Raw genomic sequence first — 21,964 nt, forward strand, 5'->3', positions numbered from 1 at the left:
GGGGAGACCGAACGTGTCAGGTGTGAGAATAAAGAGCGGGATCGTCCGGATTTCCGTGCTGCTTGCGGCGATCGGCATGAGCCTCGGCGTTTTGCCGGCGGCGCAGGCACAGGATTCCGCGGTCCTGTTCCAGAACGTCCGCATCTTCGACGGCAACAACAGCACACTGTCCGCGCCATCGAATGTGCTGGTCCGCAACAACAAGATCGAGACGATCTCGACCTCGGCGATCACGGCCGATGCGCAGGTGATCAATGGCGGCGAGCGCGTCCTGATGCCCGGGCTGATCGACGCGCATTGGCATGCGATGCTGGTGCGCCCGACGCCGGCGGCTGCGATCGCGGGTGACGTCGGCTACAACAATCTGCTCGCCGCGGCGGAAGCGACCGACACATTGATGCGGGGCTTCACCACCGTTCGCGACATGGGCGGGCCCACCTTCGGGCTCAAGCGGGCCATCGACGACGGACTCGTGGCCGGGCCCCGCATCTACCCGTCAGGCGCTGTAATCACCATCACGGGCGGCCATGGCGATTTCCGGCAGCTGTCCGATCTGCCGCGAACGATCGGCGGCATGCTCAGCCGCATGGAGAAAATCGGCGGCAGCATGATCGCGGACAGTCCAGACGAGGTTCGCGTGCGCGCGCGCGAGCAGCTCATGCAGGGGGCCTCGCAGGTCAAGCTCACCGCGGGCGGTGGTGTCGCATCGCCGTTCAGTCCGCTCGACGTATCGACATTCACCGAACCGGAGCTGCGTGCCGCCGTCGAAGCCGCCGCGAATTGGGGCACCTACGTTGCCGTGCACGCCTATACGCCGGTTGCGATCCAGCGGTCGATCGCGGCGGGCGTCAAGTGTATCGAGCACGGTCATCTCATGGACGACGCAACGGCCCGCCTGATGGCCGAGAAGGGAATTTGGCTGAGCACGCAGCCCTTCCTCGATCTGGCGGGCGCCAGCGCACTGGGGCCCGCGGAACAGGACAAGATGCGGCAAGTGGTTGCCGGGACCGAACGGGTCTATGCGCTGGCGAGGAAATACCGGATCAAGACGGCATTCGGCACCGATGTCCTGTTCTCGAAGGCGCTGGCCGATCGGCAAGGCACTATGCTGGCCGACCTCACCCGCTGGTACACGGCGGCCGAAGCGCTGACGATGGCGACATCGACCAACGCTGAACTGCTCAGTCTGTCCGGGCCGCGAAATCCATATCCCGGCAAGCTTGGCATGGTCCAGGAAGGCGCGCTGGCCGACCTGCTGCTGGTCGACGGCAATCCGATCGAGAACATCAGGCTGATCGAAGATCCCGCAAAGAACTTCCTGGTCATCATGAAGAACGGCAAGATCTACAAGAACCTGCTTGCCGGCGAGATGAAGAAGTAACGGCAGTCCTCGAGATGACGAAGCCCGAGCCGGAGCCCGCCTACTCCGCCGCCTGCTCCAGCGGGGCGACGCGCGGCAGGATCATCTGGATGCGCGTGCCGTTGCCCGGCGCGGAATCGAGCGAGAGCCGGCCGCCGAGCCGCGTGGTGACGATGCTGTAGACGATGTGCAGCCCGAGCCCGGTGCCGCCCTGGTCGCGCCGCGTCGTGAAGAACGGATCGAAAGCGCGGCGTCGCACGTCGAGGCTCATGCCGCAGCCGTTGTCGGCGAAGATCACCTCGACATAGTCATTGCCTGAGGCGTGGACCTGAATCTCGACCTCGCCGGCCTTGCCGTCCGGGAAGGCATGCGCGACCGCGTTGAGGAACAGATTGGTCAGCACCTGGCCATACGGTCCGGGATAGGAATTCATCATCAGGTTCGGCTCGCAATCGACGTTGAGCGTCAGATTGTGCTTGCGCAGGCCCGGCCGCAGACTCATCACCACCTGCTCGGTGAGATCGCCGAGATCGAAGGTGCGCTGGTCGGAATAGTTGCGGTCGGCTGCGACCTGCTTGAACGACTGGATCAGCTCCGCGGCGCGGTTCAGATTGGCGACGAGCTGCGAGGAGGCATCCCGCGCCGTGCTCAGGAAATCGTTGAGGCTGGAGCGGCGCAAATCTCCGCGCTCGACCTGGGCCTCGAAGTTCGCGGTCTTGCGCTCCAGCGCGGAGGCCACCGTGAGGCTGATGCCGACGGGATTGTTGACCTCGTGGGCGACGCCGGCCACCAGGCGGCCGAGCGCGGCGAGCTTCTCGGCCTCGATCAGCGAATTCTGGGTTTCCCGCAGGTTGCGCAGCGCGGCCTCGGCGGAATCCCTCGCCTTGCGCATCTCCTGCTCGGACCGCTTGCGCTCGCCGATGTCGAGCGCCACCGTGACGATGTTCTCGATGTCGCCCTGCGCATCGAGGATCGGCAGCTTGTTGACAAGCCATTGCCGCATGTTGCCGGCTGCGTCCTTGTACTCTTCCTCATAGAAGCCGAGCTCGCGCCGCACCGACAGCACGCGCTTGTCGTTCTCGTCGGTCTTGGCGGCGCCATAGCGCTGCATCAGCTCCGCGGTGGTCCGTCCGATCGCGTCCTGCGGCTCGACGCCGAAGATGCCCGCCATGTAGCGGTTCATCAGCACGTAGCGCAGATTGCGCTCCTTGACGTTGATGACGGCGGGCACCGTGTCGATCACCATCTGCAACATACGGCGGCCTTCGGCGACGGCATCTTCGGCGCGCTTCTGGTCGGTGATGTCGCGCACCGTGCCCTCGTAGCGGATCACCTCGCCCTCGTCGTTGCGCACCACGGTCGCGGAATCGGACAGCCACAGCACGGTGCCGTCGCGCGAGCGCACCTGGTACTCGTAGTCACGCACCGTGCCGTCGCGCGCCATCAATTGCTGGTACTGCTCCCGCGCCGCCGGATCGACATAGACGGTGGAGGCGATGTCGCCGATGCCGTTGATCAGGTCCTGCGGCGTGGCATAGCCCATCATCCGCGCCAGCGCCGGATTGGCGTTGAGCAGCGTGCCGCCCGGCGTCGTGACGTAGATCCCGTCGACCGATGCCTCGAACAGCTTGTGGTAGCTCTCCTCGGCGAGCCGCTGCTCGGCGAGCGCGCGCAGTGCGGCCTCGCGCGCGCTGTCGGCGTCGACCAGGGTCTGGCGGAATACCTCGGCGGCGCGCGCGATGTCGCCGATCTCATTGTCGAGGTCGGCGCCGGGGATGAACGCGCTCTTCTCGCCGCCCGCGACCTTGCGGATCGAGCCCGCGATCCTGGCCAGCGGGCGGACGGTGCGGCGCACCACCAGCACGGAGGCGAACAGGCCGATCAGCACGCCCGCCGTTCCGAGCACGATGCTCTGCCATTTTGCCTCAGCCAGCGTCCGGGCAAAATCGCGCGACAGCACATGGCCGCGGCGCGAGCTGAGCTCGCGCAACAGCTCGGTGACCTTCTGGATCAGGCGGCCTTCGGCGCCGAGCACCTCGCGGTCGATGTCGGCGATCTGGCCCTCGCGCACCGAAATCGCGCTGATCGCCTCGGCATAATTGTCGACCGCGCTGCGCAGGCTGGGATCGGCGATCGTCATCGCCCGCATGCTTTGCGCGGCCTGCTCGGCGGCCGACGTGTTGTGCGCCAGCAGCGCGGTGGCGATGCGGCTCTGGATCTGCGACAGCGTGTTCGCAAGCGTGGCGTCGTTGCTCTCGGCGACCGCCTTGTCGAAGGCATCGCGCAGCGGCGGCAGCCCGGCGACGATCTCGGCGCGGCGGCTGAGCAGCGCCGAGATGCGCTCGATCCCGCTGCGATAGGTCGCCAGCCGCTGGGTGACGCCGTCGATCATGTCCTGCTGCTCAGGCGCCAGCTCGATCCGGGTCTTCTTCAGGATCTCGCTCAGCGACTGGGCCGCCTGCGCGACCTGGGCGGACTGGTTGCCTGGCTCGGTGACGAAGTCCCGCGCCGCCAGCCGCAGCTCGTTGGTGCGGCGGTCGATATCCTCGGCGATGTCGCCGACGCTTTGCAGTCGCTGCAGCTCGGCAAAGGTCGTATCGATGTGCCGGATCGCGATCACGCTGGCCGTGGATGTGATGATGATAACAGCCAGAACCAACAGGAAGCTGCCGAACGTGAGCTGGCCAATCGAGAGGGAGAACGCACGCGGCGCTTGCGAATTCGGCGGCAATTCAGCGGTCATGTCATCAAGGCCGGGGTCCAATGCACCCCAATATACGAGAAATTACGGGCGTTGGGGAAACATGCTGCGGGCTTGGGCGTGCCGGCGGTGTGACCTCTGTCACCCGGCCAGGCACAGGTGGCCGATTCCGGTACAAGGCAGCGCCGGGCCAGTCCGGCGGGATGCCGGCCCCCTCCACCGCCCTGGCCCGGATCGCGCAAGCCATGGCGGTCTTTCGTGCCGGAATCGTCATCCCGGGCGATGGCCTCAGGCCGTGGCGATCTTTCGCGCCGGCATCGTCATGGCGGCGACGCCGATCACGACGCAGGCGAGCCCGACCCACGCCGTCGGGCTCAGCCGTTCGCCGAGGAATGCGACGCTGAGCGCAACCCCGATCGGTACCCGCAGGTAAGCCTGCGCGGTGGTGCCGACCGAACCGAGGGTCTGAATCAGGCGGAAGTAGATCACGAACGCGATTGCGGTCGAGAACACCGCAAGCGCCAGCAACGCCAGCAGCGACGTCGTCGACGGTGTCAGCGTCCATGGCCGTTCGACGGCGAGGCTGAGCGGGATCAGGATCGCAGCGCCCGCGAGCAGCGAGCCCGCCGCCGGCGCCATCGGATCGAGGCCCTTGAAGCCGCGGCTGAAGATCGCGGCGCAGGCGTAGCAGATCGTAGCGACGACAATCGCCACCTCGGCCACGATGCCCTGCCCGAGATCGCGGAAGGCATCGACGCCGACGATCAGGCAGATGCCCGCCATCCCGGCAATCACCCCGACCAGCTTGCGCGGGCTCGCGGCCTCATGGCGGGTGATCGCGGCGGTGAACAGGAAGGTGAAGATCGGCGAAGCCGAATTGAGGATGGTGGCGAGCCCGGCGTCGACGAAGCGCTCGCCCCAGGCGATCAGGGTCCACGGGATCACGCTGTTGAGGCAGGCCTGGAAGATAAAGCGCCGCCAGGTCGCCCCGTCCGCCGGCATCGTCACGCCGCGCATCCGCATGATGACGAGCAGCAGCAGGCCCGCGATCGCGGTGCGCGCCGCGATCAGCGTGATCGGCGGAATGGTGGCGACGCCGAACTTGATGAAGGTGTAGGAGCCGCCCCAGAGGGTGGCGAGCGCCAGCAGCAAGGCGAGCTCGAAGGCCATGTTGGGCTGGTGCGAGGTGGTGGTCATGGGCTGGGATTCCGTCTCGAAGATCGAGCCGGAAGCTACCTTGGCGAGAGGCAATGATACTTCGCTACAGGCCGAAGTATGGAGAAGCGTTTCTCCCTCGTCGTCCCGGCGAAAGCCGGGACCCATTGCCACAGGGTTGTGTTGTTGGAAAAATGTGCGGCCCCGGCGTCGCGCAACAATGAAGATCGGTGGTTATGGGTCCCGGCTTTCGCCGGGACGACATCGAGTGTGTTTGCGCCACTCGTAGATCGTGCACCCTCGACATCCCGGGGTGATGGAATCACCCCATCGCGCCGACGTCGAACACTTCGCCGTCGTAGCCCGCTTCCTTGGGGATGCGGAGCTGGCGGCCGGTGGCGGTCTTGGTCATCACGGGCATCACCGTGACGATCGACTTGCCACGGCTGTCGGCGAGCGCGGCGCCGACATTCGGCTGCTTGCCGAGCCGGATCAGATTGCGCGTGGTCGGGAACGGCAGCTTGAAGCGCCCGGTCTCGCCGCCCTCCAGCGCCTCGCGCGTCGAGACCCAGATCGAGTCGGTCGATTCCTTGCCGTCATGGGCACCGAGCTGTTCGGGCGGCGCGGCCGCCAGGAAGAACCAGGTGTCGAAGCGCTTCGGCATGCCCTCCGGCGTGATCCAGTGCGCATACGGCACGAGCTCGTCAAGCGCGAGCACCATGCCGTTGTCCGTGAGCACCTTGAGGAACGTGATCTTGCCTTCGTTCAGCGCCGCACGATGCGCGGTCGCGATCTCGTTCGCACGCTTCGCATCGACCAGCTCCTTCGAGCCTTGCGGCCGCGCCAGCAGGATGCCGCTCTCTTCAAACGTCTCGCGGATCGCCGCGATCCTAAAACCCAGCGCGTCGCCATCGAGCTCTGCCCCGCCCGAATAGAGCGCGGGGTCGGCGGCGATCTCCTTGTCGTTCTTGTCGACACTGCCGCCGGGAAACACCAGCGCGCCCGAGTTGAACTCGATCTGGTGATGGCGGACCATCATGAAGACTTCGATCTCGCGGCTGCTGCCGTCACGCAGCAGCAGCACGGTCGAGGCAAGGCGCGGAGCAACGATCTCGGTCATTATTATCCTGCTGCACTGGATTGCGGTTGCAGATTGGCGCGGCGGTCGACGCGCGCCACGCGGGAGAGCAGATAGTCGACCTCCGCCTTCGCCTGCGCCGTGATGACCGCACCGGGCTTGCGCTGGGCGCTGGAGGAGATGATGCCGCGCTTCTGCAGCACGTATTTGCGCACGGTGAGACCAACGCCCGGCTGCTGCTCGTAGCGGATCAGCGGCAGGTGCGCGTCGAACAGATCATGCGCGGCGTCGCGCTTGCCCGCCTTCGACAGATTGACGACGTCGATCAGGAGTTCGGGGAATGCGTAACCCGTCATCGCGCCATCGGCACCGCGCTCCATCTCGAAATCGAGGAACAGGCCACCATTGCCGACCAGGATCGACAGCGGCCGCAACGAGCCGTCCTTCTGGAAGTTGCGCAAGGTCGAGATCTTCTCCAGGCCCGGCCAATCCTCGTGCTTGAGCATCACGCAGGACGGCGAATCCATCACGATCTTGCGGATCACCGCGGGCGTGAACACGACGGTGAGCGTCAGCGGATAGTCCTGCAGCACCCACGGAATATCGTCGCCGATGGCTTCCTGCGCCTGCTTGAAATAGCCTGTTATCTGGTCGTCGGTGCGCAGATGCGGCGGCGGTGCGATCATGACGCCGGCGGCGCCCGCATCCATCGACTTCTTCGCCAGCGAGCGCATGGTGGCAAAGCCCGGCGCCGAGACGCCGACGATCACCTGCAGCTTCTTGGCGCGCTTGACGAAGCGCAGCGCGACTTGCTCCGCCTCGGCGGCATCGAGCTTCGGCGCCTCGCCGAGAATGCCCAGCACCGTGACGCCGTCGCAGCCGACCTCGGTGTAGAAATCGGTCAGCCGGTCGATCGATGCTTCGTCGATCCGGCCGTCCTCATGGAACGGGGTCGGTGCGATCGCAAAGGTTCCTGCGGCCTGGGCGGTGAGTTTGGTCATTTGTGCCTCATCTGTTTCCGCCCTCTATACAGCGTCATTCCCCGGTGCGCCATTGCGCACCGGGAAGCTCCGCCCCCGGGGGGCGGCTCATCAATTCCGGTCCGATGACGCACTTCGCATCGAAGCGGCATTTGCCAGGCCTACTTGAACCGCCGCGCCGACTTCTTGATCTCTTCTTCGGAGAAGAAGATCTCCTTGGCGTGGGTCACGATATCCTCCGCCTTCCATCCCGTGAACGGGGGCGTCCAGCCCTCCATTTCCATCATCCGCATCTCGCGGACGCCGCGCGGACCGGAGACGCCGAGCACCTTGCCGGTCTGGTCGCCCGAGAGATCGCTGACCATGTAGAGCACGGCCGGCGCGATGCCGTCAGGACCGAGCGCCGCACCGGGGTTCTCCTTGTAGCGGGGCAGGTCCGCTGTCATGCGGGTCAACGCACCCGGCGCCAGCGTCCAGATCCGGATGTTGTACTTGCGGCCCTCGATCGCCAGCACGTTGGAGAGGCCCCAGATGCCGCCCTTGGCCGCGCCGTAATTGGTCTGGCCGAAATTGCCGATCAGGCCTGAGGTCGAGGAGGTGTTGACGATAACGCCGCCGCCATTGTCGCGCATCCATTTGAACACCGGCTGGGTGCAGCAGAAGGTGCCTTTGAGATGCACCTTCATCACCTTGTCCCAGTTCTCTTCCTTGGCCTTGTGGAAGGTCTCGTCGAGCAGGATGCCGGCATTGTTGACCAGGATGTCGGCGCTGCCGAAATGCTTGATGGCGTCGTCGAACACCGACTGGCCGCCGGCCAGTGTCGAAATGTCGGCGCCGTTGGCGACCGCACGGCCGCCCTCGGCCTTGATCGCGTCGACCACCTTGTCGGCCATCGACTTGTCGGAGCCCGAGCCATCGCGCGGGCCGCCAAGATCGTTCACCACCACAGCCGCGCCCTCGCGCGCGAACAGTTTTGCGTAGGCCTCACCCAGTCCGCCGCCCGCGCCCGTGATCAGCGCCACCTTGCCGTCGAGTAATCCCATGGTTGTTTCTCCGTTGTTATTGATTGCCGTCATTCCGGGCCGCGCGCAGCGCGAACCCGGAATCTCGAGATTCCGGGTTCGATGCTCCGCATCGCCCGGAATGACGGAGTATTACGCCAGCACCGTCCTGCCGCTCTTGATCACGGTGACGCCGCGCGACTTCACCTTGGCTTCGAACGACACCACATTGCCGTCCTTCCACAGCTCCATCGTCACTGTCTCGCCGGGAAACACCGGCGAGGAGAACCGCGCCGCGTGCTGCTTGAAGGCCGTGGGGTCATAGTCGGCATAGGTCTGCAACACACCGCGGCAGGTGATGCCGTAGGTGCACATGCCGTGCAGGATCGGCCGCGGGAAGCCGGCCTTCTTGGCGAATTCCGGATCCGAGTGCAGCGGGTTGCGGTCGCCGCACAAGCGGTAGATCAGCGCCTGGTCGGGCCGCGTCGTGATGTCGACCACCTTGTCCGGCGCGCGCTCCGGCACCTTGTGCGGCTCGGGCTGGCCGTCGGACGGGCCGCCGAAGCCGCCATCGCCGCGAGCGAAGCGCGAGGCGACGAGCGTTGCAAGCTTGTCGCCCTTCTCATCCCTGAGCACGGTCTGGTGGCGGATCACCGCGCCCTTGTCCTTGCCCTTGTCGAACACGTCGAGCACGGTGGAGTCGGCCGTGATGTGGGCCGCGGTCGCGAACGGCTTGTGGAAGGTGATGTCGCGCTCGCCGTCGACCACCATCACGCGGTTGAGGTTCATCTCGCCGGGACCGGCGCCCCAGGCCGCGACCGACGCGAAGGTCGGCACCACCTTCAAGGGGCGAGGCGTCAGCACGCCCTCATTGACGAAGGCGAGCTCCTTCTCGTCCATCGGATCGGCGCCGAGACCGATGCCGTAGGCATAGAGCATCACGTCGCGGTCGCCGTAGCTGTATTTCTGGCCGAGATTCTTCAGGGCCATCAGCTGTTCGTACACGATTGGCATTGTTGTTTTCTCCCCAAACATCTTCTCTGGCACGGTGCCCATTGCAGCGCCCTCTCCCCTTGTGGGAGAGGGCTACACCGGCATCAGTCACAAACTCACTTGGGAGAGGGATTGCCTCCGCAGGGAGACTCGATCCGTGGAGAGACACCCCTCTTCCGGCAGCTTCCATAGCCGATGCAGGGCATCGGCGTTAGTTGAACGGCGGCCGAAGGCCGCCTACGCACCTTCCCCCGCAAGGGGGGAAGGTACTTTTTAGGCCGGCGTGAAGAACGGCAGCGGAGCGCCGTCGGTCGGCTTCCACACCACCTTGACCTTCTGGCCGATCTTCACCGTCTCCAGGTCGCAATCGACGATGTTGGTCTGCAGCGACGGGCCTTCCTTCAGCGTCACATAGGCGATCGCATAGGGACCGGTCGGCGACTTCCGCATCAGGCTGAAGGTGTAGACCGTGGCCTCGCCGCTCGACTCTTCCCACACCGTCTTGTCGGAGAAGCAGAACGGGCAGATCGCGCGCGGGAAGTAATGCGCCTCGCCGCAGGTGGTGCAGCGCTTGATCATGAACTTGCCGGCTTTCGCCGCTTCCCAGAACGGCGCGGTCTCCGGATTGGTCACCGGGGCATTGTACTTCTTGGCTTCAGACATCACGCACGCTCCAGAATACAGGTTGACGCGGCGTGGCGAACGCCGAGCAGGCCGCCGGTGCCGTGGGCGATCGCGAGGTCGCAGTTCTTCACCTGCACCTTCGGATGCGCTTCGCCGCGCAACTGGCGGACGGCCTCGAGGATCTTGGTCATGCCGCCGCGATTGACGGGATGGTTGCTGCACAGGCCGCCGCCATCGGTATTGAACGGCAGCTTGCCGACACCCGAGATCAGATTGCCGTCGGCGACGAACTTGCCGCCCTCGCCCTTCTTGCAGAAGCCGAGATCCTCGAGTTGCATCAGCACCGTGATGGTGAAGCTGTCATAGATCGAGGCGTATTTGATATCCTTCGGCGTCACGCCCGCCTCTTCGAAGGCGCGCGGGCCGGACCACACGCCGGCGGAATAGGTCAGATCGAGATCCTTGCCGCCGCGCGGGCCCTTCGCCGCCTCGCCATGGCCGATCAGGCGCACCAGCGGCTTCTTCAGGCTCTTGGCGATCTCCGGCGTCGTGACGATCATCGCGCCGCCGCCGTCGGTGACGACGCAGCAATCCATCCGGTGCAACGGTTCCGAGATCATCGGCGAGTTCAGCACGTCCTCGACGGTGACGACCTCCTTCAGCATCGCATGCGGATTGTATTGCGCGTGATGCGAGGCGGCGACCTTGATCCAGGCAAGCTGCTCGGAGGTGGTGCCGTAGTCGTGCATATGGCGCATGGCACACATGCCATAGGCATTGTGCGTGGTAGCCCCGTAGGCCAGTTCGAAATCGGCCTCGGCGCCGGAGGCGCGCGGCGGCATCGGACCGGTGCGCGGCTTGCCTGCCAACGTCACGAGAGCGACCGAGCACTTGCCCGCGGCGATCGCCTCGGCGGCGTGGCCGAGATGGATCAGGTAGGAACAGCCGCCGGTCTCGGTGGAGTCGACGTGACGCAGCTTCTTGGTGTTCAGGCCGAGATAATCGACCATCGGCCACAGCCCGCCCGGCGCATCGCCGGCGCAGAAATAGCCGTCGATGTCGTCCTTGGTGAGCCCGGCGTCCTCGATCGCGCCCTTGGCGACCTCGGCGTGAAGCTGTGCTGTTGATTTATCGGGTGCATGCCGGGTGGGATGCTCGTAGATCCCGGCAATGTAGGCCTTGCCCTTGATGGTCAAATCGCTCTCCGCTGGCGTTTTTCGCTCCAGCGTTTTTCTGAACCGGCGACGCGACCTTGGCAAGCGCGGAAATATTCCGTCAGGCGAGACTGCAATTGATGCGCGATATGCGCGCCCCAAAAACCGGTGTCGTCCCGGCGAACGCCGGGACCCATAACCACCGCTGTTCATCGTAGCGCGACGCTGGGACCGCAGCTCGATCCAACAACTCGACCCTGTGGTTATGGGTCCCGGGTCGCGCTTCGCTTGCCCGGGACGACGTTGAATTTGCGACGACGCTTACTCCGCCGCCATCTGCCGCGGCGCGGGCGGCGGGTTGGCGAGGTCGGCGGCGAGTTGCGCGTAGCGAACCTTTGCCTGCTTGATCGCCTGCTCCTTCACCGGGCCGTAGCCGCGGATGCGCTCCGGCAGCGACAGCAGTTCGACCGCGATGTCGTGATTGAGCGGCGACAGCACGCTGAGCACCGTCGCGACATCCTTCTCGTAGCCCGCGATCAGATCGCGCTCGAGCCTGCGGTCGGCGTTGTAGCCGAAGATGTCGAGCGGCGTGCCGCGCAGGAAGCGGAATCGCGCTATCACCTTGAACACAGACATCATCCACGAGCCGAAGGCGCGCTTCTTCGGACGGCCCTGCGCGTCGAGCCCGCCGCCGAGGATCGGCGGCGCCAGATTGAAATTGAACTTGAAATCGCCCTCGAATTGGTCGCGCAGCTGCTTCTCGAAGCGGCCATCGGAGAACAGCCGCGCCACCTCGTACTCGTCCTTGTAGGCGAGCAGTTTTGCGTAGTTGATCGCAACGGCGCGCGGCAGCGCTTCGCCATAGCCACCCTTGGTGGCGGCATCGCGGACCTGGTCAACAAGCTTGCGATAACGTTTAGCCAGACGCGTGTTCTGATAGTCGGTCAGAAGCCCCATTCGGTGGGTGATGATCTCGTCGAGCGACATCGCATCCAGCAACTTGACCGGGGCAGCGTCGTCATCCTGCCCCTTCATCATCGCGGCAAGTCGCGCCGGATCGGCCGCGGCCAGGCGCCCGAGCTGGAATGCCTGCGTGTTCATCTTGATCGAGACGCCGTTGACCTCGATCGCCTGCTGGATCGATTCCGCCGACAGCGGCAGCAGCCCGCGCTGATAGGCAAAGCCCATCATCATGATGTTGGTGGCGATGGAGTCGCCGAGCAGCGCCTCGGCCGGCTTGGTGAAGTCGAAGAAAGCGGAGTCCTTGCGCAGCTCGGTCTCCAGCACGCCGGTGACCTTGCGGCTCTGGAAATTGAAGTCGCGGTTCAGGATGAAGTCCGCGGTCGGGATGATGTGGCTGTTGATGATGCCCACCGTGCGGCTCGCCTCGCACAGCGTCATGGTATCCTTCGACACCGCCACGACCTCGTCGGCTGCGAGCACGAGATCGGCCGTTCCGGTGACGATGCGTGAGCAAGTCACGTCGGCAGTATGCTCGGAGAGCCGAACATGACTAAGTACCGCGCCGCCCTTTTGCGCGAGGCCGGACATGTCGAGGATCATCGAGGCCTTGCCCTCGATATGCGCGGCCATGCCGAGCAGCGCGCCGATCGTCAAGACGCCGGTGCCGCCGACACCGCCGACCGCGATGTTGTAGGGCCGGTCGAGCGCGGGTTTCGAAGCCGGCTCCGGCAAGGCGCCGATGTCGCCAAGTTCAGTCGGCGCGCGACGCTTGAGGGTGCCGCCATCAACCGTGACGAAGGACGGGCAAAAGCCCTTCACGCAGGAATAATCCTTGTTGCAGGTCGACTGGTTGATGGTGCGCTTGCGTCCCAGTTCCGTCTCCAGCGGCTCGACCGAGATGCAGTTCGACTGCACCGAGCAATCGCCGCAGCCTTCGCAGACGGCCGGATTGATCAGCACGCGGCGCGCCGGATCCTCCATCAGGCCGCGCTTGCGGCGACGGCGCTTTTCAGCGGCGCAGGTTTGCACGAACACGATCGCCGAGGTGCCCTTGGTGTCGCGGCACATCTTCTGGACGTTCTCGAGCTCGTCGCGATGGAACAGCTTGACGCCGGGCGCGATGGTGTCGGCCGGATAGGCGCCGGGATTTTCCGAGACCAGATAGATCTCGCGAATGCCTTCGGCGTGGAGCTGGAAGGTGATCTGCTGCGGCGACAGATCGCCGTCGTGGCGCTGGCCGCCGGTCATCGCGACCGCGTCGTTGTAGAGGATCTTGTAGGTGATGTTGGCCTTCGAGGCGATCGACTGGCGGATCGCGAGAATGCCGGAGTGGAAGTAGGTGCCGTCGCCGAGATTGGCGAAGATGTGGTTCTCGTTGGTGAACGGCGCGATGCCGACCCACGGCACGCCCTCGCCGCCCATATGGGTGAAGGTCTCGGTCGAGCGGTTCATCCACAGCGCCATGAAGTGGCAGCCGATGCCGCCGAGTGCACGGCTGCCTTCCGGCACCTTGGTCGAGGTGTTGTGCGGGCAGCCCGAGCAGAAATACGGAGTGCGGCTGACCGGCGCCGTCGCCTGCATCTGGGTCGACTGGCGGCCGTTGAACCAGTCGGCCTTGGCGCGCAGCATCTCGGCGATTTCAGGATTGAGATTAAGTCGAAGCAGCCGCTCGGTCAGCGAGCTCGCAAGCGAGGCCACGCTGAGCTCGGCGGCGAAGGTCAGAAAGCGCTTGTCGTGATCATCCATCTTGCCGACGATGCGCGGGCGCACGTCGTCGCGCCAGTTGAACAGCTCCTGCTTGACCTGGTTCTCGACGATCTCGCGGCGTTCTTCGACGATGAAGATCTCCTCGAGGCCAACAGCGAAGTTGCGCACGCCCTCCGGCTCCAGCGGCCAGGGCATGCCGATCTTGTAGAGGCGGATGCCGATCTTGGCGGCGATCTCCGGCGTGATGCCGAGTTCGCGCAGTGCCTGGCGGATGTCCTCGTAGCTCTTGCCCGAAGCCATGATGCCGTAGCGCGCGTTCGGCGAATCCATGGTGACGCGGTTGACCTTGTTGGCGCGGGCAAAGGCGATCGCGGCAAAGCCCTTGTAGTCCTGCAACCTGCGGTCCTGCTCGAAACGGTCGTCGGGCCAGCGGATGTTCAGCCCGCCCGGCGGCAGCTCGAAATCGGCCGGGATGATGAACGGCGTCATCTCATCGGTGAGGTCGATCTCGGCCGTGGTCTCGACCGTCTCGGTGATCACCTTCATGCCGACCCAGCAGCCGGAGTAGCGCGACATCGCGATACCCAACAGGCCCATCTCGATCATTTCGTGGATGCTGGAGGGATAGAGGTAGGGCATCAGCGCGGAGATGAAGGCGTGGTCGGACTGATGCGGGACGGTGGAGGACTTTGCGCCGTGGTCGTCGCCGGCAAGACAGAGTACGCCGCCATGTTTGGCGGAGCCCGCCGCATTGCCGTGGCGGAACACGTCGCCGCAGCGGTCGACGCCGGGGCCCTTGCCGTACCAGATGCCGACCGCGCCATCATATTTGGCGCCGGCCGACAGCCCGAGCTGCTGCGAGCCCCAGATCGCGGTGGCCGCGAGGTCCTCGTTCACGCCGGGCTGGAATTTAATGTTGTACTGCTCGAGATGCTTGCGGGCGGCGAACAGCTGCTGGTCGTAGCCGCCGAGGGGGGAACCGCGATAGCCGGAGATGAAGCCTGCCGTATTGAGGCCTGCGGCGCGGTCGCGTCTGATCTGCGCCATCGGCAGGCGGACCAGCGCCTGGATGCCGGTCATGAAGACGTGGCCGGTGCCTTGGGTGTATTTCTGGTCGAGGCTGATAGGCCCTTGGTTGATTCCCATTTAGCCCTCTTTTCGCTGGTCGCGACGGCTGCTTTTTAGCTAGTCATCCGAACTTGTTAGAACCAGTCTATGTCGGATTTTCCGGCCCGCGCAGCACAATTCTGGGCGACCGAGCCCGTCGCTCAAAAATCGCAATATCGTGCCGGGAATATCAGAGGGCCGTTTCGGTTTCTGTCGCAGGATCGGCTCGCGGCGAAATGGCGTAACGCGTCTTGTGGACCGGAAGGTGCGGAAGGTGAATGGATGCGGCGACGATTTCGAACGACCGGTGCGATTCTGGTCGTAGCGCTGTTGTGCAGTGCGTTCGCGGCCCGCGAATGCTCCGCTGCGCCGACCGACGACATCATCGCCCGCGGCAAGGCGCTCACGATCGCCGGCGACTGCGCGAGCTGCCACACGGCCGATCCGGCAAAGCCCTTCGCCGGAGGCAAGCGGATCGACACGCCGTTCGGTACGGTGTTCTCTGCGAATCTCACGCCCGACCGCGATACCGGCATCGGCGGCTGGAGCGACGACGATTTCCTCCGCGCGCTACGCAGCGGCGTCTCGCCGAACGGCAAGCATTATTATCCCGCCTTCCCGTACCCCTCCTTCACGAAACTGATCCGCGACGACATCCTGGCGATCCGCGCCTATCTCGCGACGCTGGCGCCGGTCAGCGACAGGGCGCCGCCAGCGCAGCTGCGCTGGCCGTATTGCTACCGCGTGCTGATGCGGGCGTGGAATGCGCTGTTCTTCACGCCGGGCATCATCCAGCCGGACCAGAGCAAGGGCGCGGACTGGAATCGCGGCCGCTATCTGGTCGAGGCGCTCGCCCATTGCGGCGCCTGCCACACGCCGAAGAATGCCTTCGGCGCCGACAGGCGCGACCGGGCCTTCGAGGGCAGCATGGTCCAGGGCATGTTCGCACCACGGCTCGATGGCGCCGCGCGCGGCGGGCTGAAGTCATGGAGCGCTGACGACATCGCCGAATATCTGCAGAGCGGCCGCAATGGGCACAGTCATGCCGGCCCGCTGATGTCCGAGGTGGTGGTCAACTCGACCTCGAAGATGAGCGATGCCGATGTGCGCGCTATCGCCACCTATCTGAAGAGCCTGCCAGCCGGCGCACCGGAGCCGCAGGTCACCCCGCCCTCGCCGGCACAGATGAGCAACGGCGAGCGGATCTATCGCGGCGCCTGCGTCGCCTGCCATGAACTCGACGGCACAGGCAGCCCGCGAATTTATCCGCCGCTGCCCGGCAACGCCAATCTGCAATCGGCCAATCCGGCGAGCACGCTGCGCATCATCCTCGACGGCGCGCAGACCTTGACCACGCCGCGCGCGCCCAACGCCGGCTCGATGCCGGCCTACCCGAAACTGACCGATCAGGAGATCGCGGACGTTGCGACCTATATCCGCAATTCCTGGGGCAATGCGGCGCCGGCCGTGACCGCGGACGAGGTCGCCGAAGCGCGGACGGCGAAATAGCGCTCACCGCTCCTCGTCAGAGAACACGAATTTCGGCATCTCCCATCTGTAGCGGATCGCGAGCATCCGGAAGCTCAGGCCGAGCGCGAAGGTCAGCAGGGTCCAGACCGGTGGGTTGAGGTTCAGTCCGAACGCGGTCGCATAGAACAGCCCTGTCACCACGGAGACGCTGGCGTAGAGCTCGCTGCGAAACAGCAGCGGCACCTCGTTGCAGAGGATGTCGCGCAACACGCCGCCGGCGCAGCCGGTGATCATGCCGGAGACGATCACGATCGGCAGCGAGGCGTCGACCTGCCAGGCCACGTCGCAGCCGGCCATGGTGAACACCACGAGCCCGATCGCATCGAGCACGAGGAATGCGAGATTGAGCCTGACCACCAGCCGCGCCAGCAGGATGGTCGCGAAGGCGCCGGCCGCCGCGACCGCAAGGTAGATCGGGTTCGCGACCCAGAGCAGCGGATAATGCCCGAGCAGCACGTCGCGGATGGTGCCGCCGCCGAGCGCGGTGATCGCGCCTAACATGCAGACGCCGGCCCAATCCATGCTGCGCCGGCCGGCCGCCAGCGCCGCCGTCATCGATTGCGCCGCAACGGCAATGAACGAGAGCACGTGCAGCACCGAATCGGTGGGCGGCATGGTCCACATTGAAAAGGCCTCATGGAACAGGTTTGGAACCGCTGGGAATCGCCGGTTCCTGGATGGACTGGTTGCAACATTGGCGCGGAACATCCGAACGCGCCAGCCATTGTCCCCTGTGTTTAGCTTTGAGGTGCTAACGGAGGAACTTTGCAATGGCTTACAACCCTGACGATCCGTATCGCGCCAACCTGACCGATGACGAAATCCGCCGTCAGGCGCGCTTCAACAGCCTGGACAACGAGTTGCAGCCGGACCCGGAACTGCGGGAGGGATCGGCAAGCAGCACCAAGATCGCGATGTTCGCAGTTGCGGTGGCCGTGGTGCTCGGCGCGCTGTTCTACGGGTTGAACAACACGTCGGTCCACGAGGCGGGCACGACGCCGTCGACGCAGACAGCCCAGCAACAGCCGGCCAATCCGGCCGGGGCGCCTCCGGGCATGCGCGACGTGACGCCGAAGCCCAACAGCCAGCCCGGCGTGACCACGGGCGCGGCACCGGCGCAGCCGGCCAGCCCGCCGTCGGACATGAACAAGTCTGACATGAACAAGCCGGCCGCCCCGCCGGCCGAGAATTCGAAGCAATAACTGACGACACTGACCAGGCGCGAGCAGCGGGCCCAAGCGGTCCGCTGCTTTTTTGCACGCAAGGTCTACTTGAACATCTTGTTGAGCTCACCGCCGGGATAGCCGTTGGCGAATTCGGTGAAGGTGCCTTTCTCGGCCATTTCCTTCGCCGCCTTCATGACGCCGGTCCAGGCCATCCGCGCCAGCGCGCCGCCGACACTGATCCGCCGTACGCCGAGATCGGCCACCACTTGCAACGTCAGCTCCGACGCGCCGCCGATCAGGAGATTGACCGGCTTCGGCGCCACCGCCTTCACGACTGCGGTAATTTCCTCTTTCGTCGAAATGCCCGGCGAATACAAAACATCCGCGCCGGCTTCCGAGTAGGCCTGCAGCCGTTCGATCACCAGGTTGAGGTCCCTCTTCCCCCACAGGAACGCCTCGCAGCGGCCGGTGAGCAGCACGCCGCTGTTGTCGGCATCGATCGCCTTGCGCGCCGCTTTGATCCGCTCGACCGCGAGCTTGTGCTCGAACAGCGGATTGGCCGCATCACCGGTGGAGTCCTCGATCGACAGCCCGGCGACGCCGGTCTTGACGCCGCGCGCGACATTGATCGCGACCTTCTCGGGCTCGACGGCGAAGCCGCCCTCGAAATCCGCATTGACGGGAATATCGACGGCCGCGCAGATCGCCGTCAGGTGATCGCAGACGTCGTCGACGGTAACGCGGTTATCGGCCTTGGCGATGGTCCAGGCGAAGCCCGCGCTGGTCGAGGCCAGCGCCTTGAAGCCGAGATGTTGCAAGGCGCGCGCGCTGCCGGCATCGAACGGGTTCGGAATGATGAAGCACCCGCTCTCGTGCAGCTTCTTGAAGGCGGCTCGTTTGTCAGCAGTTGTCAGTGGCATGGTTCGCTCCCTGGCGTCGTTGGCCGCGCACAGATAGGCACGCAGGCTGCGCGGTGCTAGTGCGGCTCATGCACCGCGCGACTATCTTTCGGTGCCTGCTCGCGCTCGTTCAGTCCGTAATCCCGGATCACGCTTGCCACACGCAGGCGATAGTCGTCAAAAATCCGCGCGCGCCCCTTGGCCTGGGTGCGACGGTGCTCGATGGTGTTGCGCCAGGCTTCCACCGCGGCCTCGTCGCGGAAGAATGACAGCGACACGAACTTGCCCGGCTCGGTGAGGCTCTCGAACCGCTCGACCGAAATGAAGCCGTCGATCTCCTGCAGGATCGGCTTCAGCTCGGCGGCGAGGTCGAAATACAGATTCCGGTGCTCCGGCTTCGGCCAGACTTCGAAGATCACGGCGATCATGGGCGCCTCCGCTCATTGTTGTCGTCGAGCGACTATAGCTCGACTTTGCGCAGAAATGTGCGCTCCTCGGCAAGGATGAAGCGGTTTTGTTCGGCGAAGTTGAAGTTCGCCACGCCCTCGCTGTCCTGGCGCAGCCGCGCGCGATAGGCCTCGTAGGCGGCAAGGCTCTCGAACGAGATCAGCGCGAAGCCGATGTTGTTGGTGCCCTCATGGGGCATCCAGTAGCCGAGCAGATCGCCGCCGCAGCGCGGGATGATCGACAGCCAGTTCCGCGAATACTCCTCGAACATCGCGCGCTTGAACGGATCGAGCTGGTAGCGGATGAAGACGGTGATGGTCATTTATGGCCTCCTGCTGGTTCCGTCATTGCGAGCGTCAGCGAAGCAATCCATCGCTCCGCATATGCGGGAAGATGGATTGCTTCGTCGCTTCAGCGCAAAATTGCTTCGCAATTTTGTCGCGAGCTCCTCGCAATGACGAGGTGGTGAGACACTATCGCCTTGCCCGACCTCGATGCTTCGGCTATCATCGAACTATGAAAGCAGGACCCGACATCTCCCGGATCGCCGCCCTGGTCGGCGATCCCGCACGCTGCAACATGCTGACCGCGCTGATGACCGGCCGCGCGCTGACCGCGAGCGAGCTGGCGCAGGAAGCCGGCATCACGCCGCAGACGGCGAGTTCGCATCTCGCCAAGCTCGAGGCCGGCGGGCTGATCGAGCCCGAGAAGCAGGGCCGCCACCGCTACTATCGCCTCAGTGATCCCGACGTCGCCGACGTGCTGGAAGGCCTGCAGGGCATCGCCGCCCGCGCCGGCCACATGCGCGTGCGCACCGGGCCGAAGGATCCGGCACTGCGCCGCGCCCGCATCTGCTACGACCATCTCGCCGGCGATCTCGGTGTGCAGATGCTCGACAGCATGAAGCGACAGAAGCTGGTGCGCCAGAGCAAGCAGGCGATCGAGCTGACCGGCGAAGGCAAGCGCTTCATGGCCGAGGAGCTGCAGATCGACGCCGATGCGCTGACCCATCCGCGCCGTCCGGTGTGCAAGGCCTGCCTCGACTGGAGCGAGCGGCGGCACCACCTCGCCGGCACGCTGGGCGCTGCGATGATGGACCGCTTCACCGAATTGAAATGGGCCGCGCGCGACGCGACGCCCGGCAGCCGCGTCGTCAATTTCTCGCGCAACGGCGAGAAGCGGTTCGCGGCGCTGTTCGGCGCAGGCGAGTAACATCGCGCGTTCAAGTCAGCCGTGGCGCGGTCATTCGCGAAGCCCCGGTCTCGCTTGTCTCGCTCTCCGATACATTTGGCACCCTCGCCGCTGCGCGCTTCGTGCTGCTCGCGCCCTTGCGAAATATTTTGAAACGATACTGAGCATGCTTGCGACGCACTGACGCAGCTGTGACGCGCAACATTCATGTCGCATTCAGTCCGCAACATTATGGTCGACGACATCGGGCACGGCTTCTGCAATGATCCCGCCGGGCGAATCGGTAATCTAAACGTTTGTTGCGGTGCCGCAGCGCGGCCCAAATAAAGGAGAAGTCATGAAGTATCTTTTTGCAGCAGCAGTTTTGGTGACGACCGCATTCGCCGGCATCAGCGCCGCTGACGCGGCTGGTGGCTGCGGCCCCGGCTGGCATCGTGGTCCCTATGGCGGCTGCGTCAGGAATCGTGGTCCCGTCGTCGTTGCCCCCGGCCCGGTCGTGGTTGAGCGCCCCGTCGTCGTCGCGCCCGGCGCGGTCGTGGTGGCGCCGCGCGTCCGCGCCTGCCCCTATGGCTTCGCCTGGCGTTACGGCCGTTGCCGCCCGATCTGATCGCGGCGCATCTCGAGTAAACAAAACCCCGCCTCGCGCGGGGTTTTTCTTTTTCGACATGGAGTCGATATCACCAGCGGCGCCAGTGATGACGGCGCCAGTGACGGCGCCAATGACGGCGGCGCCAACCCCAATGCCTGTGGTGCCAGCGCCGATGATGCCAACCGCGATGCCAACGCACCTGCTCGGGCTTCAGGCGATTGACCTCGTCGCCCGTGGTCACGGCGGGATGCGCATCGTTGGTCGCCGGCGAGCGTGCATCCTGGTTGAGGGGAAGCGGCGCGAGCGGCGCCGCCTGGGCCGTCGCTGCGAAAGCGGCTGCACCGGCGGCCGCACCGAAGGCGATCTTCAGAAAATCCCTGCGTTCCATGAGCGTTTCCCTTTGTTGCTGAGTTGGACCAACCGCCCCCCTTGAGTTTTTGCGCCCCGACCTGAACGTTCGCTGAACCGCACGATCACGTTTCGCGGAACTCGACGTCTCGCTGCGGCATCCACAACGCCGTGACGTCACGCAACAATCACGATCCGACGGCCTCGTCCGCGCGCATCGGTCATGCTCGTTCCGCCGGTTTCGTGAAACGTCGAACCGAACTAGCATCGCAGCACAACGACATCTCCGGGAGGCCGCCATGAAGTCAGGACAACCGCTCAAGGATGCCAGCCACCTCTACGAAGTCGAACGCCGTGCCCTGCACGCCGCCCGCCCCGGCTTTCGCATCATGGAGTTGCAGCTCTCGCCGACCCAGAAAGTGCCGTGGCACACCCACAGCAACATCTCCGACACGTTCTACGTGCTGGAGGGCCAGATGCGGCTGTTCCTGCAGGAGCCGAAGGAGGAGCTGAACCTGAAGGTCGGCGAAGTCTACGCCGTGCGCCCCACCCGCCCGCACCTCGTCACCAACGCCGGCACGACGTCGCTGACGTTCCTGATCCTCCAAGGCGTCGGAGAGTACGACTACGTGCCGCTGGCGTCTGAGTAAGGAGCGCGTGACTTTCTCCGATTGTCGTCCCTGCGAAAGCAGGGACCCGTAACCACGGATGCATGTTGCGAGAGGGATCGTCGCTCCAGCGTCGTGCAAAAATCGGCAATTGGGGTAATGGGTCCTGGCTTTCGCCAGGACGACGAGGAGGATGGCTTTCGATTCAAGATGTCGAAGAGCGCGGTGTCATCACCCGCGAAAGCGGGTGATCCAGTATTCCAGAGGCAGCAGTGCTTGAGCCGAGAAGCCGCGGCGTACTGGATCGCCCGGTCGAGCCGGGCGATGACAGCTGTAGGTGCGGATCGAGCTTCGCGTTCTCGC

General features: G+C 65.0%; 20 protein-coding genes. 6 read left to right on the top strand and 14 right to left on the bottom strand.

Annotated features, from left to right (window positions below):
- Window positions 1–13: 13 nt before the first annotated feature.
- Window positions 14–1,381: an amidohydrolase family protein gene (locus QDT69_RS11110; protein ID WP_279706599.1), complete on the top strand. Its 1,368-nt coding sequence runs from the start codon at window positions 14–16 to the stop codon at window positions 1,379–1,381.
- Window positions 1,382–1,421: 40 nt separating this feature from the next.
- On the opposite strand, the gene QDT69_RS11115 is transcribed toward QDT69_RS11110, so the two are convergent.
- The 9 genes from QDT69_RS11115 to QDT69_RS11155 form a co-directional block, all read right to left on the bottom strand.
- Complete coding sequence (locus tag QDT69_RS11115; RefSeq protein WP_279706600.1) at window positions 1,422–4,103, bottom strand: PAS domain S-box protein; 2,682 nt, start codon at window positions 4,101–4,103, stop codon at window positions 1,422–1,424.
- Window positions 4,104–4,349: 246 nt separating this feature from the next.
- Window positions 4,350–5,258 (bottom strand): EamA family transporter, encoded by a 909-nt coding sequence (locus tag QDT69_RS11120; protein ID WP_279706601.1) that lies wholly within the window; start codon window positions 5,256–5,258, stop codon window positions 4,350–4,352.
- Window positions 5,259–5,538: 280 nt separating this feature from the next.
- Window positions 5,539–6,336, bottom strand: a complete 798-nt coding sequence (locus QDT69_RS11125; protein WP_279706602.1) for an NUDIX hydrolase — start codon at window positions 6,334–6,336, stop codon at window positions 5,539–5,541.
- Window positions 6,337–6,338: 2 nt separating this feature from the next.
- Entirely contained in the window at window positions 6,339–7,295 is a 957-nt protein-coding gene (locus QDT69_RS11130; protein WP_279706603.1) for a dihydrodipicolinate synthase family protein, read from the bottom strand.
- Between the two features lie 140 nt (window positions 7,296–7,435).
- Entirely contained in the window at window positions 7,436–8,317 is an 882-nt protein-coding gene (locus tag QDT69_RS11135) for an SDR family oxidoreductase (protein WP_279706604.1), read from the bottom strand.
- 111 nt (window positions 8,318–8,428) lie between these two features.
- The gene (locus QDT69_RS11140; protein WP_279706605.1) at window positions 8,429–9,289 is read right to left on the bottom strand and encodes a MaoC family dehydratase; all 861 of its coding nucleotides are present in this window, start codon (window positions 9,287–9,289) and stop codon (window positions 8,429–8,431) included.
- Window positions 9,290–9,541: 252 nt separating this feature from the next.
- Window positions 9,542–9,931 (bottom strand): Zn-ribbon domain-containing OB-fold protein, encoded by a 390-nt coding sequence (locus QDT69_RS11145; RefSeq protein WP_279706606.1) that lies wholly within the window; start codon window positions 9,929–9,931, stop codon window positions 9,542–9,544.
- The gene (locus tag QDT69_RS11150) at window positions 9,931–11,088 is read right to left on the bottom strand and encodes a thiolase domain-containing protein (protein ID WP_279706607.1); all 1,158 of its coding nucleotides are present in this window, start codon (window positions 11,086–11,088) and stop codon (window positions 9,931–9,933) included. Before QDT69_RS11150 ends, QDT69_RS11145 begins: the two co-directional genes overlap by 1 nt.
- Before the next feature lie 279 nt (window positions 11,089–11,367).
- The gene (locus tag QDT69_RS11155; RefSeq protein WP_279706608.1) at window positions 11,368–14,862 is read right to left on the bottom strand and encodes an indolepyruvate ferredoxin oxidoreductase family protein; all 3,495 of its coding nucleotides are present in this window, start codon (window positions 14,860–14,862) and stop codon (window positions 11,368–11,370) included.
- Window positions 14,863–15,105: 243 nt separating this feature from the next.
- Here QDT69_RS11155 and QDT69_RS11160 point away from each other — a divergent pair, with 243 nt between their 5' ends.
- Complete coding sequence (locus QDT69_RS11160; protein ID WP_279706609.1) at window positions 15,106–16,332, top strand: cytochrome c; 1,227 nt, start codon at window positions 15,106–15,108, stop codon at window positions 16,330–16,332.
- Between the two features lie 3 nt (window positions 16,333–16,335).
- On the opposite strand, the gene QDT69_RS11165 is transcribed toward QDT69_RS11160, so the two are convergent.
- Window positions 16,336–16,977: a trimeric intracellular cation channel family protein gene (locus tag QDT69_RS11165; RefSeq protein ID WP_050420447.1), complete on the bottom strand. Its 642-nt coding sequence runs from the start codon at window positions 16,975–16,977 to the stop codon at window positions 16,336–16,338.
- Window positions 16,978–17,123: 146 nt separating this feature from the next.
- Between QDT69_RS11165 and QDT69_RS11170 the strand changes: the two genes are divergently transcribed.
- A complete protein-coding gene (locus QDT69_RS11170) occupies window positions 17,124–17,555 on the top strand; it encodes a hypothetical protein (protein WP_279706610.1) in 432 nt (143 codons plus the stop codon).
- Window positions 17,556–17,620: 65 nt separating this feature from the next.
- On the opposite strand, the gene QDT69_RS11175 is transcribed toward QDT69_RS11170, so the two are convergent.
- The 3 genes from QDT69_RS11175 to QDT69_RS11185 are packed head-to-tail and all read right to left on the bottom strand — an operon-like array spanning window position 17,621 to window position 19,187.
- Window positions 17,621–18,439 carry an isocitrate lyase/phosphoenolpyruvate mutase family protein gene (locus tag QDT69_RS11175; protein WP_279706611.1) on the bottom strand — a complete coding sequence of 273 codons (819 nt, stop codon included), beginning with the start codon at window positions 18,437–18,439 and terminating at the stop codon, window positions 17,621–17,623.
- A 56-nt stretch (window positions 18,440–18,495) separates the two neighbouring features.
- Complete coding sequence (locus QDT69_RS11180; protein ID WP_279706612.1) at window positions 18,496–18,846, bottom strand: antibiotic biosynthesis monooxygenase; 351 nt, start codon at window positions 18,844–18,846, stop codon at window positions 18,496–18,498.
- Between the two features lie 32 nt (window positions 18,847–18,878).
- The gene (locus QDT69_RS11185; protein ID WP_279706613.1) at window positions 18,879–19,187 is read right to left on the bottom strand and encodes an NIPSNAP family protein; all 309 of its coding nucleotides are present in this window, start codon (window positions 19,185–19,187) and stop codon (window positions 18,879–18,881) included.
- A 194-nt stretch (window positions 19,188–19,381) separates the two neighbouring features.
- Between QDT69_RS11185 and QDT69_RS11190 the strand changes: the two genes are divergently transcribed.
- Together QDT69_RS11190 and QDT69_RS11195 are read left to right on the top strand one after the other, a co-directional pair.
- Entirely contained in the window at window positions 19,382–20,077 is a 696-nt protein-coding gene (locus QDT69_RS11190) for a metalloregulator ArsR/SmtB family transcription factor (RefSeq protein WP_208763976.1), read from the top strand.
- A gap of 316 nt (window positions 20,078–20,393) precedes the next feature.
- A complete protein-coding gene (locus QDT69_RS11195) occupies window positions 20,394–20,663 on the top strand; it encodes a hypothetical protein (protein WP_092114950.1) in 270 nt (89 codons plus the stop codon).
- A gap of 70 nt (window positions 20,664–20,733) precedes the next feature.
- Here QDT69_RS11195 and QDT69_RS11200 read toward each other — a convergent pair whose 3' ends face one another.
- Window positions 20,734–21,033, bottom strand: a complete 300-nt coding sequence (locus QDT69_RS11200) for a twin-arginine translocation signal domain-containing protein (protein ID WP_279706614.1) — start codon at window positions 21,031–21,033, stop codon at window positions 20,734–20,736.
- Between the two features lie 259 nt (window positions 21,034–21,292).
- Between QDT69_RS11200 and QDT69_RS11205 the strand changes: the two genes are divergently transcribed.
- A complete protein-coding gene (locus QDT69_RS11205; protein WP_279706615.1) occupies window positions 21,293–21,643 on the top strand; it encodes a cupin domain-containing protein in 351 nt (116 codons plus the stop codon).
- Window positions 21,644–21,964 lie beyond the last annotated feature (321 nt).

Origin of the sequence: Bradyrhizobium sp. CER78, from assembly GCF_029846235.1 — a bacterium.
Taxonomy (GTDB): Bacteria; Pseudomonadota; Alphaproteobacteria; order Rhizobiales; family Xanthobacteraceae; genus Bradyrhizobium.

Bases quoted from the DNA above. Each gene is read 5' to 3' on its own strand.
- QDT69_RS11180 (WP_279706612.1), bottom strand. From the start codon at position 18,846: ATGATCGCCGTGATCTTCGAAGTCTGGCCGAAGCCGGAGCACCGGAAT.
- QDT69_RS11195 (WP_092114950.1), top strand. From the start codon at position 20,394: ATGAAGTATCTTTTTGCAGCAGCAGTTTTGGTGACGACCGCATTCGCC.
- QDT69_RS11165 (WP_050420447.1), bottom strand. From the start codon at position 16,977: ATGTGGACCATGCCGCCCACCGATTCGGTGCTGCACGTGCTCTCGTTC.
- QDT69_RS11185 (WP_279706613.1), bottom strand. From the start codon at position 19,187: ATGACCATCACCGTCTTCATCCGCTACCAGCTCGATCCGTTCAAGCGC.
- QDT69_RS11170 (WP_279706610.1), top strand. From the start codon at position 17,124: ATGGCTTACAACCCTGACGATCCGTATCGCGCCAACCTGACCGATGAC.
- QDT69_RS11155 (WP_279706608.1), bottom strand. From the start codon at position 14,862: ATGGGAATCAACCAAGGGCCTATCAGCCTCGACCAGAAATACACCCAA.
- QDT69_RS11205 (WP_279706615.1), top strand. From the start codon at position 21,293: ATGAAGTCAGGACAACCGCTCAAGGATGCCAGCCACCTCTACGAAGTC.
- QDT69_RS11140 (WP_279706605.1), bottom strand. From the start codon at position 9,289: ATGCCAATCGTGTACGAACAGCTGATGGCCCTGAAGAATCTCGGCCAG.
- QDT69_RS11130 (WP_279706603.1), bottom strand. From the start codon at position 7,295: ATGACCAAACTCACCGCCCAGGCCGCAGGAACCTTTGCGATCGCACCG.
- QDT69_RS11190 (WP_208763976.1), top strand. From the start codon at position 19,382: ATGAAAGCAGGACCCGACATCTCCCGGATCGCCGCCCTGGTCGGCGAT.
- QDT69_RS11135 (WP_279706604.1), bottom strand. From the start codon at position 8,317: ATGGGATTACTCGACGGCAAGGTGGCGCTGATCACGGGCGCGGGCGGC.
- QDT69_RS11115 (WP_279706600.1), bottom strand. From the start codon at position 4,103: ATGACCGCTGAATTGCCGCCGAATTCGCAAGCGCCGCGTGCGTTCTCC.
- QDT69_RS11200 (WP_279706614.1), bottom strand. From the start codon at position 21,033: ATGGAACGCAGGGATTTTCTGAAGATCGCCTTCGGTGCGGCCGCCGGT.
- QDT69_RS11160 (WP_279706609.1), top strand. From the start codon at position 15,106: ATGCGGCGACGATTTCGAACGACCGGTGCGATTCTGGTCGTAGCGCTG.
- QDT69_RS11120 (WP_279706601.1), bottom strand. From the start codon at position 5,258: ATGACCACCACCTCGCACCAGCCCAACATGGCCTTCGAGCTCGCCTTG.
- QDT69_RS11175 (WP_279706611.1), bottom strand. From the start codon at position 18,439: ATGCCACTGACAACTGCTGACAAACGAGCCGCCTTCAAGAAGCTGCAC.
- QDT69_RS11125 (WP_279706602.1), bottom strand. From the start codon at position 6,336: ATGACCGAGATCGTTGCTCCGCGCCTTGCCTCGACCGTGCTGCTGCTG.
- QDT69_RS11145 (WP_279706606.1), bottom strand. From the start codon at position 9,931: ATGTCTGAAGCCAAGAAGTACAATGCCCCGGTGACCAATCCGGAGACC.